General features: G+C 68.4%; 20 protein-coding genes. 18 read left to right on the top strand and 2 right to left on the bottom strand.

Annotated elements, in window-relative coordinates; all coding sequences use genetic code 11:
• The first annotated feature begins 1 nt into the window (after window position 1).
• The 16 genes from ACIBTS_RS09060 to ACIBTS_RS08985 all read left to right on the top strand — a co-directional run bounded on the left by ACIBTS_RS09060 (window position 2) and on the right by ACIBTS_RS08985 (window position 11,658).
• Window positions 2-673, top strand: a complete 672-nt coding sequence (locus ACIBTS_RS09060; RefSeq protein WP_399317778.1) for a hypothetical protein — start codon at window positions 2-4, stop codon at window positions 671-673.
• A 45-nt stretch (window positions 674-718) separates the two neighbouring features.
• Window positions 719-1,480 carry a hypothetical protein gene (locus ACIBTS_RS09055; RefSeq protein WP_399317776.1) on the top strand — a complete coding sequence of 254 codons (762 nt, stop codon included), beginning with the start codon at window positions 719-721 and terminating at the stop codon, window positions 1,478-1,480.
• A complete protein-coding gene (locus ACIBTS_RS09050; RefSeq protein WP_399317774.1) occupies window positions 1,477-1,977 on the top strand; it encodes a hypothetical protein in 501 nt (166 codons plus the stop codon). The genes ACIBTS_RS09055 and ACIBTS_RS09050 overlap by 4 nt, the downstream gene beginning before the upstream one ends.
• A gap of 8 nt (window positions 1,978-1,985) precedes the next feature.
• On the top strand, window positions 1,986-2,378 hold the full coding sequence (locus ACIBTS_RS09045; protein ID WP_399317772.1) for a hypothetical protein: 393 nt from the start codon (window positions 1,986-1,988) through the stop codon (window positions 2,376-2,378).
• A 44-nt stretch (window positions 2,379-2,422) separates the two neighbouring features.
• A complete protein-coding gene (locus tag ACIBTS_RS09040) occupies window positions 2,423-2,902 on the top strand; it encodes a hypothetical protein (protein WP_399317770.1) in 480 nt (159 codons plus the stop codon).
• 17 nt (window positions 2,903-2,919) lie between these two features.
• Window positions 2,920-3,129, top strand: a complete 210-nt coding sequence (locus ACIBTS_RS09035; RefSeq protein WP_399317768.1) for a hypothetical protein — start codon at window positions 2,920-2,922, stop codon at window positions 3,127-3,129.
• 311 nt (window positions 3,130-3,440) lie between these two features.
• Window positions 3,441-5,867, top strand: a complete 2,427-nt coding sequence (locus ACIBTS_RS09030; protein WP_399317766.1) for a hypothetical protein — start codon at window positions 3,441-3,443, stop codon at window positions 5,865-5,867.
• Window positions 5,864-7,468 carry a hypothetical protein gene (locus ACIBTS_RS09025; RefSeq protein WP_399317764.1) on the top strand — a complete coding sequence of 535 codons (1,605 nt, stop codon included), beginning with the start codon at window positions 5,864-5,866 and terminating at the stop codon, window positions 7,466-7,468. Before ACIBTS_RS09030 ends, ACIBTS_RS09025 begins: the two co-directional genes overlap by 4 nt.
• 8 nt (window positions 7,469-7,476) lie before the next feature.
• Window positions 7,477-7,845, top strand: a complete 369-nt coding sequence (locus ACIBTS_RS09020; RefSeq protein WP_399317762.1) for a hypothetical protein — start codon at window positions 7,477-7,479, stop codon at window positions 7,843-7,845.
• 3 nt (window positions 7,846-7,848) lie between these two features.
• A complete protein-coding gene (locus ACIBTS_RS09015; protein WP_399317760.1) occupies window positions 7,849-8,097 on the top strand; it encodes a hypothetical protein in 249 nt (82 codons plus the stop codon).
• Window positions 8,098-8,099: 2 nt separating this feature from the next.
• Entirely contained in the window at window positions 8,100-8,639 is a 540-nt protein-coding gene (locus ACIBTS_RS09010) for a hypothetical protein (RefSeq protein ID WP_399317758.1), read from the top strand.
• Window positions 8,640-8,650: 11 nt separating this feature from the next.
• Window positions 8,651-8,941 carry a hypothetical protein gene (locus ACIBTS_RS09005; RefSeq protein WP_399317757.1) on the top strand — a complete coding sequence of 97 codons (291 nt, stop codon included), beginning with the start codon at window positions 8,651-8,653 and terminating at the stop codon, window positions 8,939-8,941.
• A gap of 9 nt (window positions 8,942-8,950) precedes the next feature.
• The gene (locus ACIBTS_RS09000; RefSeq protein ID WP_399317755.1) at window positions 8,951-9,991 is read left to right on the top strand and encodes a hypothetical protein; all 1,041 of its coding nucleotides are present in this window, start codon (window positions 8,951-8,953) and stop codon (window positions 9,989-9,991) included.
• A 25-nt stretch (window positions 9,992-10,016) separates the two neighbouring features.
• The gene (locus ACIBTS_RS08995; protein ID WP_399317754.1) at window positions 10,017-10,349 is read left to right on the top strand and encodes a hypothetical protein; all 333 of its coding nucleotides are present in this window, start codon (window positions 10,017-10,019) and stop codon (window positions 10,347-10,349) included.
• Entirely contained in the window at window positions 10,346-10,582 is a 237-nt protein-coding gene (locus ACIBTS_RS08990) for a hypothetical protein (RefSeq protein ID WP_399317751.1), read from the top strand. The genes ACIBTS_RS08995 and ACIBTS_RS08990 overlap by 4 nt, the downstream gene beginning before the upstream one ends.
• Window positions 10,579-11,658, top strand: a complete 1,080-nt coding sequence (locus tag ACIBTS_RS08985; RefSeq protein ID WP_399317749.1) for a hypothetical protein — start codon at window positions 10,579-10,581, stop codon at window positions 11,656-11,658. Before ACIBTS_RS08990 ends, ACIBTS_RS08985 begins: the two co-directional genes overlap by 4 nt.
• Here ACIBTS_RS08985 and ACIBTS_RS08980 read toward each other — a convergent pair.
• Window positions 11,630-12,016: a WhiB family transcriptional regulator gene (locus tag ACIBTS_RS08980; protein ID WP_399317747.1), complete on the bottom strand. Its 387-nt coding sequence runs from the start codon at window positions 12,014-12,016 to the stop codon at window positions 11,630-11,632. The genes ACIBTS_RS08985 and ACIBTS_RS08980 overlap by 29 nt on opposite strands.
• Window positions 12,017-12,027: 11 nt before the next feature.
• On the bottom strand, window positions 12,028-12,276 hold the full coding sequence (locus ACIBTS_RS08975) for a hypothetical protein (RefSeq protein ID WP_399317745.1): 249 nt from the start codon (window positions 12,274-12,276) through the stop codon (window positions 12,028-12,030).
• Between the two features lie 203 nt (window positions 12,277-12,479).
• On the opposite strand from ACIBTS_RS08975, the gene ACIBTS_RS08970 reads away from it, so the two are divergent.
• Both ACIBTS_RS08970 and ACIBTS_RS08965 read left to right on the top strand, forming a co-directional pair.
• Complete coding sequence (locus ACIBTS_RS08970) at window positions 12,480-12,746, top strand: hypothetical protein (RefSeq protein ID WP_399317743.1); 267 nt, start codon at window positions 12,480-12,482, stop codon at window positions 12,744-12,746.
• Window positions 12,743-13,408 (top strand): collagen-like protein, encoded by a 666-nt coding sequence (locus tag ACIBTS_RS08965; RefSeq protein WP_399317741.1) that lies wholly within the window; start codon window positions 12,743-12,745, stop codon window positions 13,406-13,408. The genes ACIBTS_RS08970 and ACIBTS_RS08965 overlap by 4 nt, the downstream gene beginning before the upstream one ends.
• Window positions 13,409-13,410 lie beyond the last annotated feature (2 nt).

The raw sequence follows: 13,410 nt of genomic DNA, 5'->3' as shown, positions 1-13,410 counted from the left end.
CATGGCAGCAACCTCGACGTGCGTGACTCCCATCAAGGGCACGCACATGCGGATCATCGCACTGGACGCGTGCGGGGTGCCGGTCACCGGCACGTCCGGCATGGTCGGTGTCTCGTCCGGGTTCGTTCAGGTCCAGATGGAGCCGGACTACGAAGACGGCCAGGAATTTTTCGAGCGCACCGCGTCGGGCGCACCGTGCGTGAACCAGAAAGACGACCCGACGCTGAAGCGCATGGGCCTGACGGTGCAGATGTGCGAGGTCAACGTCTCGATCATCTCCTACATCATCAGCGCCCGCGAACTCACCACCGGCACCCCGACCACCGGCACCGGCTTCGCCGTCGCCGAGGGCAACCCCACCAACCGCTTCAGCCTGGAGGTGTGGCAGGAAGTCGCCGGATCCGGAGCCTGTGACGCGTCCGGGAACCAGCGGTACATCTACCACGCCTGGCCCAACGTCGGCGCCACCCAGATCGGCAACTACACCGTCGAGAACGGTAGGAGCACGTTCGAGTTCTCCTCCGAGACCAGGGGCGCCGCGTCGACGTGGGACACCCGGGTCGGGTCGTCGTTCCTTCCGGCCGGACAGTTCGTCGACACCGATGAGCACTGGGTGTGGAACGTGACCACGACCGCGCCGCCGACCGTGGCCTGCAACCCGACCACGCTGTAAGGCGTCCAGGTGGTTGCCCAGTTCGGTCCTTGCTCCGATTGGCCCGTGACGTGGACGTGCGATCTGGACACCCTCAACCCGGCGGTGACTGGGGTGGCGGTGTCCACGGCCACCGAGGTGTTGTGGGCGCTCACGGGGATGCGGTTCGGTACCTGTGAGGTGACGCTGCGGCCGTGCCGCCGGGACTGCTGGGGTGGCGGGTTCTTCGACGACTTCGGGCCGCCCTGGTCGGGCGGCTGGTCGTACCCGCAGCCTGCCCTGATCGGCGGCCAGTGGTTCAACCTCACCTGCGGCGGCTGCAGCGGGGAGTGCTCGTGCAGCAGCGTGTCGGAGGTGCTGCTGCCCGCACCGGTCAACCGGATCGTCGAGGTGAAGGTCGACGGGACTCCGCTGGTGTCGGGCGCCTATCGGGTCGACAACAACCGGCTGTTGGTGCGCACAGACGGCGGGGACTGGCCGCGCTGCAACGACCTCGCGCTCGCGGACACCGAAGTCGGCACGTGGTCGGTGACCGCGCTGTACGGCGAGGATCTCCCGGACGGGGCCGCGCTGGCTGTTGGCCAGTTGGCGTGTGAGATCGCCAAGGCTGCGGCCGGCGGCGATTGCAAGCTGTCGGCCGGGCTGCAGCAGCTCGTCAGGCAGGGCGTGACCATCAGCTATCCGGATGTTGGGGAGTTGTTCCGGCAGGGCCGGACCGGGCTGTATCTCGTCGACATGTTCGTGGCGACGTGGAACCCGGGAGGGCTGCGGCAGCGGTCGCGCGTGTACTCCGTGGACCGGCCGACGGTACGGAGGACGGGGACGTGATCACGGGCCCGTTGAAGTGGTACACCGTCGCCTCCACCCTGGAGCAGGCGGTGTATGCCGAGCTGACCACGAAGCCGGACCGGCACTCGGTGGTGCCTGGCGCGATCGCGTGGGATGAATGCGACTGCGGGCTCCTCGCCGTGTCCGTGGCGCAGGTGTACCCCACCGAGCAGTTCCCCGTCCCGCTCGCCCAACGCGTCGGCAACGGCTGCGACGCACCCTGGGAAGTCGCCGAAATCGTCATCCAGGTCGTGCGCTGCGCACCGAACCCCGACGACCCGACGACCGCCCCGACCACGGCCGAACTCGACGCCTCCGCACAGGAAGTGCTCCGGGACGCGTACGAGATGATGCTGGCCGTGTCGGTGAAGCTGTGCGAGATGAACAAAGCGCGGGACATCTCCGACTTCATGCTGCGCCCGCTGACCGCGCAGGGCCCGTCTGGTGGCTGCGTCGGCAACGAGCTGCGCGCCTACGTCTCCCTGCCGAGGAACTGAGGCCAGCCGTGTTCACCGTCTCTACCAGCTTCAACCTCGACCGGGGCCGCATCGAGCGCATGCTCCGGCTGCCCGGCGGCATGGTCTACCGCAACATGGAACGCCGCCTGCGCCGCGTGGAAACCGAGGCTATCCGTCGCGCACCCGGCCACATGGGCTCCACCATCCGCGCGCAGATCCGCCGCGGTCCGGGCGGCGACTTCCAGGGCGTCATCAACGTCCGCCACCCGGCCGCCCTCTACGTGATCGGCGGAACGCGCCCGCACCGCATCCAGCCCCGCAGGCCCAACGGGGTGCTGCGGTTCACGGTGAACGGACAGGTCGTGTACGCGAAGTACGTCATGCATCCCGGCACGAAGCCGAATAACTTCCTGCGCGAGGCGCTCCGCGCGGCCCTCTGAACCTCCGGAATGATCATGCGCGGGGGCGACCTACCGTCCCACCCATGACCGAGCTCCTCACACACGCGAACGGCGCCGCCGCCGCGGCTGCCACGCCCGCAGCCCGGGACTTCAGCCGCCCCCGCAAACGCCTCACCTTCACCATCGACGGCGAACAGTTCGAGGCTGCACCGGTCCTGCCCGGCGACATCTACGCCGAATTCGTCACCCTCTACAACGGCACCGCCGATACCAAGACCTACCAGCAGCAGCACGACTTGCTGAAAGGCGCCCTCGAACTCGCCCTGGTCCCGGAGTCCTACGACCGGTTCGCCGCCCGGTTGAAGGACAAGGCCAACCCGATCGAGGACGACCAGATGGCCGACGTCATTCTTTGGCTTCTGGAGGCCTACGGCCTGCGCCCTACACAGCCGTCGCAGCCCTCGTCGGATGGGCCACAGAGCCCGGAATCTGGCACGAGCTCGACGGACGAGCAGCAGCCGCAGGCGTCAATCCCGGCGACCTTCCAGCCCACCGATTCCTGAACTGGATCTACGCCGAAATGGTCCAGCGCCTCAGCCCGCGCGAGAACGACAAGCCCGGAGACGCCCGCAAGCGGTTCGACGGGCAACTCGACGTGCGCGCCTGGACCGTCCCCGCATCTGAGGACAAAGAGCCGACACCGCGCGACCCGAACGCGCCCTGGTGGTGGGACAACGCTGAAGAGGCATCCCAGTCCTTCCTCGCCGCAATGGGGGTGAACCTCGCATGAGCACCCCCGCAGGCGACGGCCACATCGGCGACGCCACCATCAACGTCAACGCCAACACCACCGCCGCAGCCCTCGCCATCCGCGGCCTCACCCGCGACGCCAACGGACAACTCCGCGACCTGCGCGGCCGGTTCGTCTCCGAATCACGGCTGATCAACAACTCCCTCAATTCGGTCACCGGCGGCAGCAACCGCTTCAATGAAGCCCTCGGCAGCCTCAAGTCCGCCGCCCTCCTGCTGTCCCCCGCCCTCATCCCCATCGCCGTACAAGCCGCCCCCATCGCCGCCAGCGTCGGAGCAGCCTCGATCGCCGTGGGCGCGTTCGCTGCTGCCGCCGCCGGGCAGGTCACCGCGATCACCGACGCCGCGGACGCCGAGAAGAAATATCAGGACGCCGTCGACCAGCACGGCGCGACGTCCGCGCAGGCAGCCAAGGCGCAGAACGCGTTCGTGCGGCAGATCCAGCAGATGCCCGACGCCACGCGGCGCACCGCCGCCGCCCTGTCGTCGCTGAAGGACCAGTACCGGGGATGGTCGGACAGCCTTGCCTCCAGCACGATGCCGGTGGCGACGAAGGCTTTGCAGGCATTCGGCTCCGTGTTCCCGAAGCTGACCCCGCTGGTGCAGGGGGCGAGCGGGCAGCTGGACCGGTTCGTGACGATCGCCGCCGGCGGCATCGCCTCCCCGGGCCTGGACGCGTTGATCGGCCGCTTCTCGCAGTTCTCGACGGGCGCGCTCCAGCGCGCTAACGACGCGCTGGTCAGGTTCGTCCGAACCCTGAACACGGGGAAGATCAGCAGCGGCGCGGCCGAGTTCATGGAGTACGTCCGGGCCAACGGGCCGATCGTGCGCGAGACCCTGCAGAACGTGATGCAGGCGCTGCTGCACATAGCGCAGGCGGCGTCGGACGTCGGCCCGGGCCTGCTGACCGTGGTGAACATCCTGGCGAATCTGGTGTCCGCGCTGCCGCCGAGCGTGGTCACGTCGATGCTGCAACTCGCCCTCGCGCTGAAGGCCGTGAGGATCGCGGCGGCGGCCGCAGCCGCCGTCTCCGGCGGCATCACTGCGTTCAGTGCGGCGATCGGCGCAATGCGCGCGGCGGCCGCCGGCGCGACCGGGGTCCTGCCGAGTTTCGCGGCGGCGATCGGTGCGATGTCGCGGGCGGCGAAGGTCGCTGTTGCGGGCACCGGCCTCGGCCTGCTGATCATCGCGTTGACGCAGCTGTCCGACCGTGGCCGCCAGGCCCCGCCCGACATCGACAAGCTGACCAGTTCGCTGGCGCAGCTCGGCAAGATGGGCAAGGTCACCGGCGAGGCGGCCCGGGCGTTCGGTAACGATCTCGACGGCTTGTACGGCAAAGTCAGGTCGCTCACCGACCCGACGACCACCGACAAGGTGCAGCAGTTCCTAGTGGGCTGGACGGGCTGGGACTCTACCCCGGTCAAGGACGCCAAGGAGAACCTGAACTCCGTCGATCAGGCGCTCGCCAATCTGGTCAAGAACGGCCAGTCCGACCTTGCCGCCGCCGCTGTTCAGCGGCTGTCGGCCGAGTACGGCAAGGGCGGCCGGGACGCCGCCGACTTCACGAGCAAGCTCACCGACTACCAGTCGGCGCTGGCCGACTCGGCCTTCGAACAGCAGTTGGCCGCGCAGGCCATGGGCTTGTTCGGGGCGCAGGCGCAGGCGACGTCGGCGAAGCTAGCCGAGCAGAAGGCCAGCGCGGACGGCCTCCGGGAGGCGGTCATCGCGCTGAACGATGTCAACCGGCAGGCGTTGGATGCGCAGGCCGCGTTCGAGGCGTCCATCGACAGTGCCTCTGCTGCGGCCGGCAAGTACGGGAACGTGTGGCAGGCGACTGGCGGCCAGCTCGATCTCACCACGGAGAAGGGCAGGGGCGCGTACGCGGCTTTGTCGGATTTGTCGGCGAAGACGAATGAGGCGACGGCGGCCGGGCGGGCGGCGGATACGTCTTGGGCTCAGGTGTCGAAGACGTTCGAGACGGGCCGGCAGAAGCTGATCGGGTCCGCGCGGCAGATGGGCCTCACCGAGGCGGCGGCGAAGGCGTTGGCGAACCAGATCCTGAAGACGCCGAACAAGACGGCGTTCCTGAAGGGTGATCTTGAGGATCTGAAGAAGAAGTTGGCGGATGCCAAGACGCGGCTGGCGAATGCACCGTCGTCAAAGACCGCCCAGATCAAGGGTGAGATCGAGGATCTCAAACGGAAGATCGCGGCAGCTCAGGCGGCGATCAACAACGTGCACGGCAAGACCGTCATTCTCAGCGTCGAGGGCCGCGCGAACCAGACCGCGAAGAACCTGGCCGGGTTCGCGTCCGGCGGCCTGGTCCAGTTCGCTGCCGGCGGCCAAGTGCAGGGATTCCCCGGCGGGGGCAGGATCAGGGGCCCGGGCAGTGGTACCTCGGACTCGATCCTGGCGCGGGTGTCGAATGGCGAGTACGTCATCCCCGCCGATCGGGTGCGCCAGTACGGACAGAACATGTTCGACGCGATCAGAGCAGGCAAGCTGTCCTCCGCCCGGGCCACCCCGGCACCGACAGCGTCAGCCCTCGGGGTGGGCAACACCCGGACCGCTCCCGTGGTGAACATGACCTATGCACCCCAGATCAACCTCACCAACACCGGAGTCCTCGGCTCGAAACGCGAGCTGGAGAACTGGCTGTCAGGCGCGCTCGACGACCTGCGCCTGCAAGGCCGTCTGCCGATGGGGGCCACCCCATGACGTGGTCTCCATGCGTGACGGGAGCCGCCTATCAGATCGCCGTCGACTGGGCGGCCGACGGCGACTTCGTCGACCCCTTCGACGACACCACCGCCGACGCCCTCAGCCGAGGCATCAGCATCGCCTACGGCCGCGACCAGCAACGCCAACTCTCCCCGGGAAGGGTCGGCTCCGCCGGGTTCGCGCTGTGCAACGTCCAGCGCCTCTACTCCCCAGAGAACCAGGACAGCAGCCTGTACGGGGATCTGGAACCGGGCCGCGAGACCCGCATCCAAGCCACCTTCCAAGGAACCACCTACCCGCTGTTCTACGGGCGTCTGAACGACTTCACGGTCAACGCGGACCGCTCCGACCGGTCCGTGAACTTCACCGCCCTCGATGGCCTGTCCACTTTGCAGGGCGTGAAAATCTCCACCGCCCTCTACCAGGCCCTGCGCACCGGGGAAATCGTCGGCCTGATCCTCGACGAGGCGGGATGGCCGGCCGACCGCCGCGACATCGACACCGGCGCGAGCTTCACCCACTACTGGTGGGAGGAGGGCAGCACAGCATTCGACGCGATCCAGAAGGTCGTCAACGCTGAAGGCCCGCCGGCGATCGCGTACGTCGCACCGGACGGCGTGTTCACGTTTCGGGACCGGCATCACCGGCTGCTGCGCTCGGAATCTCTCACCGCGCAGGCGGCGTTCGCTGCGGCCCGCGTGGAGTGTGACTCGCCGCCCGTCACCGGCCTGGACTACACGGCGCCGTTCACCTACCAGCACGGGTGGCGCGACATCGTCAACGACGTGCTGCAGGACGTCGACGAACGCGTCCAGAACACCGACCTGTCCGCGGTGTGGAGCACCCAGTCGCCGTTCTCGATCCTCACCGGCCAGACCGTCGAGATCAAAGCCGTCGCGTCCGATCCGTTCCTCGACGCGGTCGCCCCCACAGCCTCCGGCAGCGATCCCGACATCGTGTACACCGGTAGCGGCGTCGTCTCCACCGCCATCTCCCGTACTTCCGGCCAGTCCACCATCATCCGCATCACATCGGTTGGCGGACCCGCGACGGTCCTGTCGATGCAGCTCCGCGCCCGCGCCGTCCCCGTCGGCCGCACCATCCAAGTCCGCGAACAGGACCCCGCATCCATCACCCTCCACGGGCTGCGGACCTACCCGCAAGACATCATCCTCGCCACCGCCAACGACGTCGAAGCCGTCGCCGAAGTCATCGTCGCCCAGTACGCGACGCGCCGGCCGCTGGTGTCGATGCGGGTCGTCGCCCAGGATCCGACGCATCTGGTGCAGATCTTCTCTCGCACCGTGTCCGATCTGATCTCGATCCGCAACGACGAGTTGGGGTTGGACGCCGGGTTCTACGTCGAGCAGATCGAGCACACCATCACCCGCATCGAGCCGTCCCGGCCGCCGATCCACGCCCTGGTCCTGGGCTGCGAGAAAGAGCGCGACGCCCCGAACAAGAACCCGTTCACGTTCGACAAGACGGGCGCCGGATTCGATGACGGGTTCTTCGACCCGATCGCCGCCGACGACCCGGACACGGTGTGGATCTGGGACACGCAGTCGGAGTTCGACACCCACGAGTTCGGAACCTAGGAGGCCCGGTGAACCTGATCACGAATGCGGCCCGCGCCTACGTCTACAACGGCATGTGGGTCGCGGACTGCCCCGCCGGATGCGGCGGCGTGGAGCAGCTGTACGAGACCAAGCGCAAGGGCGGCCCGCGGACGGTGCGGCGCACCCTGTTCCACTGCTCGTACTGCCATCACGCGACCAGCCACATCGACTGGCCGGCCGATGAGGCGGACATCTTCGCCGTCCTGGAATTGCGGCCGATCCCGCACAACCGGAACTGGTACCCGCAGGATCACCCGACAGCGGTCCGATTCGGGGTCGAGCACGGGCAGAGCGTCCAAGACCTGAGAGACGAAAACGAAGCGCACGGTGTGCCCGCGCGCGGAGAGGCAGCGTGACTCATGCCCGGGCCCTTTGAACTGGCGAACAGCCTGTTCCGAAACCACGAACCGATCACCATCACCCTCGACGGCTCCACCTACTACCTCACCGGGCTCGCCGTCAATCAGCAACTTGAGTCCACCAACCTCGAAGATGCAAAAGCCGAGACCGAAGCGTGGATGCTCGCCAACTTCACTGCGGTCCGTGTCCTCGCTCTGTGGCTTCCGCTGCCCACGGGCGCCATGAGCTACTTCGTGTACGGAGCCTGACTATGTCGTGGACAGCGCCGATGACGGCGGTCGCGAACACCGTATTCACGGCCGCACAGTTCAACACCCACGTCCGCGACAACCTGAACGAAACCGCCCCGGCGAAGGCCACCACGGCGGGCACGATCTTCGTTGCATCCGGCGCGAACTCGATCGTCGAGCGGGTCCCGTCGACCGCAGCGGTGACCACGTCCGAGTCGACGAGCGGCACCGGCTACGGCGACGTGGCGACGCCGGGCCCCGCGGTGACGGTCACCACCGGCACCAAGGCCATCGTCGCAGTCACGTCGATTGTTCAGAACTCGCTGGCATCACAGAACTCCTACGCCTCGTATGCCGTGTCGGGTGCGTCGACGATCGCGGCAACCGATGACCGGGCCGTCATCATCACGGCCGCCGCCGTCAACCAGACGCTGCGCGGAGCGGCCGTCTACATGGAAACCGCGCTCACCGCCGGGTCGAACACGTTCACGATGAAGTACCGCGTCACGGGCGGTACGGGCTCCTTCCAGAACCGCCGCATCGTCGTCATCCCCCTGTAAGGAGCATGGCCATGGCCACGGTCAAGCAGTACGCCCTCAGCCTCTGGCGGGCCCACCGGGCCGTCTGTCGAAAGCTGGGTGCAGACCTGTCATGGGGCGATCCCGCCGAGCGGATCCGCATGATCGGCTCTGACGTCATGCTGGCCGGACTGATCAAGGTGCTTACCGACAAGGGCCTGGTCACCGATCAGGAACTGAACGCGGTTTTCACCGCGATCACCAATGCGGACTTCCCGGTAGTTAGTCCCGTCATCGCGCCGGAACCGGGGCACGAGACACCGGACCCGGATCTTGGAGCATAGGGAGACAGCATGAGCACAGGACCGCAGAAGTACCCGGGCGCATCTACCGCTTACTGGTACCAGGACACTTATGGCGGCGACTTCCAAGAGGTCAACGTCATCGTCCTGCACACCACCGAAGGACGCAGCCTTCCCAACTACGACGGCGGCGCGGTCGCCCCGAACATCACCGCAATGCCGGACTTTGCCGCGAAGAGACTGCGCTGGTACCAGCACTTCGACTTCGACCGCTCCTCCCGCGCGCTCGTCAACCTCCGCGGCGGGGTAGAGACGAACACCAACAACGTCGCCCAGGTGGAGCTGGTCGGCACCTGCGACCCCGTCACCCACGCGAAGTGGACGGCGGCCGGATACGTCCACATCTACTGGCCCGAGGCACCCGACTGGGCACTGCAGGGCGTGGCCGAGTTCCTGGCGTGGGCGCACGCAAACCACGACGTGCCGCTATCAGGCCCGAAGGTGTGGAAGGCGTACCCGGCCTCCTACGGCACGTACAACGGCGTCCGCATGAACGACACGCAATGGAACGCCTTCAAGGGCGTATGCGGCCACCAGCACGTCGACGAGAACCTGCACGGCGACCCGGGCGCACTCGACTTCGCCCACATCCTCCAGCTCGCCACCGGCACCACCACACCCGCACCGCCCACGCCCTCTGAGGAGACCGATATGACCATCCAGAAGATCGACGAAGCCAACGCGTTCGACGTCGACCTCGCCGACAACGTGTGGACCACGTTGGCGTTCACCGACGCCGTCATCCACTCTGGCCCCCGCCAGCTCGTCGGCCCCACCTACGTCCAGCTCACCTTCGACCCCGCTGCGGTCGGCCTCGTCACCGGCCGGTTCATCCTCACCAACCCCGACGGCACCAGCCCGTCCGGGTACGGCGACATCGGGGAGTTCCCCGCGGGCGCGGTGCCGCAGTTCCACCACAACCACGACATCCCCGCCAGCAAGACGCTCCGCTTCCAGGTCAAGGCCCGCACCGGCGACGGCTCCACCACCAAGCTCATCCACCGCGTCGTCTCCGGCGACTTCGCCGTCTGACCACCTACACGAAACGAGAACCGTCATGAAGATCTTCGGCCGGGAGCCAGCGCTCATCATCTCCACCCTGAGTGCCGTGCTCTCCCTCGTCGTCACCTTCAACGTCGGCATAAGTGGCGAGCAGGCGGGCGCGATCGTCGCCATCACCTCCGCCGTGTTCGGCGCCATCACCGCGGCCTTGACGCGGCCCGTCGCGCCGTCCGCGTTCACCGCCGTCGTTGCCGCCGGGGCTGCGCTGCTGGCCGCCTACGGGCTGAACGTGTCGGCCGAGACGGTGGGCGCGACGAACGCGGTCGTGCTGGCGGTGCTCGCGCTGCTGACGCGCGGCCAGGTGTCCCCGAAGGGAGCCGCAGCGTGAGCAGCCCGCTGGACGGACGCATCCGCGCGATGGCCCGTGAGGAGGCTGCCGCGCTGCTCGGTGTCGCTTCGGCCACCCCGTCCGGCAGCGGCCCGGACCGGGTGGAGGAGCTGGCGAAGGAAGTGGCCGAACTCCGTGCCCTCGTCGAAAACCTCGCCACGAAGGAGCCGACGGCTCAGGCCAGTCCGGAGGAGCGGCCGGCCGCACGTCGCACCCGAAAGGCCAGCGAGTGAAGGTTGTGGTCTACCCGGCCGACCGTTGGGGGTGCGGCAGCTTCCGCATGGTCTGGCCTGGCGAGCAGTGCGCCGCGGCCGGCCACGACGTCGCCGTGGTCGGCGCTGGCGCGCGGTCGGTGCGCTTGGTCATGGAGCGGGACACGGTCCGGGACGTCCTTGTCGACGGCGTGGACGTGGTCGTGCTGCAGCGGGTCACGCACGCTTACATGGCGCAGGCCGTCAGCGTGCTCCGTGCGAAGGGTGTCGCGGTGGTTGTCGACGTCGATGACGACCTCTCCTCCATCCACCCCTCGAACCCGGCGTGGGCAATGCACCACCCTGGGAACGAGGGCAGGCGGATGGTGGGCGGGCAGGTGAACCGGCACTCGTGGCGCAACCTCGCGCGCGCGTGCCGTGACGCCACGCTGGTGACGGTGTCCACGCCGGCGCTGCTGGACGTGTACGCGCGGCACGGGCGCGGCGTGGTGCTGCCGAACTACCTGCCGGACCACTACTACGGGCTGCCGCGCACGGACTCGGATGCGATCGGCTGGCCGGGCTCGTTCCACTCGCATCCGAATGATCCGGAGGTGGTGGGCGGGGCTGTTGCGCGCCTCGTCGAGGAGGGCGCGCGGTTCGAGATGCGCGGCGACAGTACGGGCGCGGGCGCGGCGTTCGGGCTGGCGTCGGATCCGCCGGGGGGCGGGGTGCCGATCGAGCAGTGGCCGGCCGCTGTCGCCTCGCTGGGGGTGGGGATCGCGCCGCTGGCCGACACGCGCTTCAACGCAGCCAAGAGCTGGCTGAAGCCGCTGGAGATGTCGGCGTGCGGGGTGCCGTGGGTGGCGTCGCCGCGGGCCGAATATGCGCGGTTGCACGCTTTGGGCGCGGGTGTATTGGCGGACCGACCGCGGTCTTGGTATCGGGAGTTGAAGCGGCTGCGAGAGTCGGCCGCACTCAGGCAGGAGTTGTCGGAAACGGGGCGCGCAGTGGCCGAGCATCTGCGGCTACGAGACAACGCCTGGCGGTGGGCCGAGGCTTGGGCCAAGGCGTACGAGTTGCAGCAGGCTACGCCGCGGTCGCGGGTAGCGGTGTAGCGGAGATCGGCTCCTCGCGCACGTCCCGAATCCACGACACCCCGCACGCGAGGCAGAGTTCGTGCGGGTCGGCGTACACGAGGTCGGTGGACAGGCAGAGGGGGCATTTCGCGCGGGTGCGGACGCGCCGCAGCTGGTTGCGCTGGTACGTGGTCGTGCCACCCCAGTAGCCCTCAGCGCCGTGGAGCATCGCCCACGCCAGGCACTTGGTGCGCACGTCGCAGGTGCGACACCACTGCTGCGCCTCGATGACACCCTCGTCGGATTCGACGTCTGGAACAAAGTCCAAGTCGGCCGTGGCGCAGGGCGCGTTGGTCTGCCAGGCGACGTCATCGGCGGAGAAATACTCGATGTCCACGCCGCCCCCGCTCACGGGCACGGGGTGCTGTCGGCGACCGACCAGACGATGACGCCGTCGACCGCGCAGGTGCGGATCCGCCCCTGCCTTTTGAGGCGTTGCACGCACAGTTGCACGGTGGGCCGGTCGAGGCTGGTGGCTTCGGCGAGAGCGGCGCGGGATCCGGTGCCGTCGACGATGAGTTGGTAGACCTGTTCGTCGCGGGCGGCGACGTTCGGGTCGCGGGGGCGGCCGGGGCGACGCTGGGCGGTCGACTGCATGACAGGCTCGCATTCACTTGACCGGTCGGCTGAATACCAGTATGCACCTGCCGGAATATGACAACCCAACCTCATGCGAAACTCCCCACCGAAAGCCCTTGCGCAGCAAGCCCGGGAGGACCCCGATGAACATGCCCAATACGCCCGGCCCGCGCACCGCGGGTGCCTAACCTGCCCCGTGAGCGCGTCGGGAAGGTGGTGGCGTGGACGCGGCCATGGTCACGGCGATCGCAGCACTGATCGGCGGCCCCGTGACCGTGCTCGGCGCCATGTACGGAACCCGCGGCGCGAACAAGGCAGCCCGGGAGGGCTCAGCGGTGACGGGATTCAACAGCCTCACAGACCAGCTCCAAGAGGAGCTGAAGGAGAAGCGCACCGAGCTCGTGGCGGCGCGCACCGAGCTGGCCGCAGAGAAGGCAGAGAGCGCGCGCCTGCGCCTGCTGGTGCAGCAACTCGGGGGGACACCATGACCCGCACGCAAACCGTGCTGTACCGGGCGCGGCATGGACTATGGACGGTCGGCATCATCCTGTTCCTGGGCGGCGCACTGGCCGTGGTGTGGCTCCTCGTCGACCGCGCCGAACTCGCGAACCGGCTAGAAGCCGAGGCCAACCTCCGCGGGTCGGCCGTGTCGACACTGGCCGGCGATGTGCGGGCGCTGAGAGCCCAAGTGCAGGCCGAAGGGAAGACGCCGGTTGCGCCTGACCCGACGAAGGCTGTTGAGGACTTGCCGGATCGGGCTGAGGTTCCGGTGCCGATCCCGGGGCCGGCCGGGCCGGCGGGTTCGCCGGGGGCGTCGGGTGAGCCGGGTAAGGCCGGGGCGTCCGGCCAGCCGGGAACGCCTGGCGCGGATGGTGCGGTTGGGCCCACTGGTCCGGCTGGGCCTGCGGGGCCTCAGGGCGAGCCGGGCCCGGCCGGACCCCAGGGCGCACCCGGGGCTGCAGGTGTCGATGGCCAGGACGGCCGCGATGGGCCGTCATGCCCGGACGGCTACTCGCTGCAGGCGCCCTCCTACGACCCGGACGCACTGGTATGCCGGAAGGACGACGCGCCGGACCCGTCGCCAGGGAACGGGAATGGTGGCGGCGGGTTGTCGCTGGCGTTGGATCCGCAGCGCCGACAGTACGCGTGAGC

This window comes from Streptomyces sp. NPDC050121 (assembly GCF_044460385.1).
GTDB lineage: Bacteria > Actinomycetota > Actinomycetes > Streptomycetales > Streptomycetaceae > Streptomyces > Streptomyces soliscabiei.
Note: the sequence above shows the minus strand (reverse complement) of the source record. Positions and strands in the feature narration are given on the sequence as shown.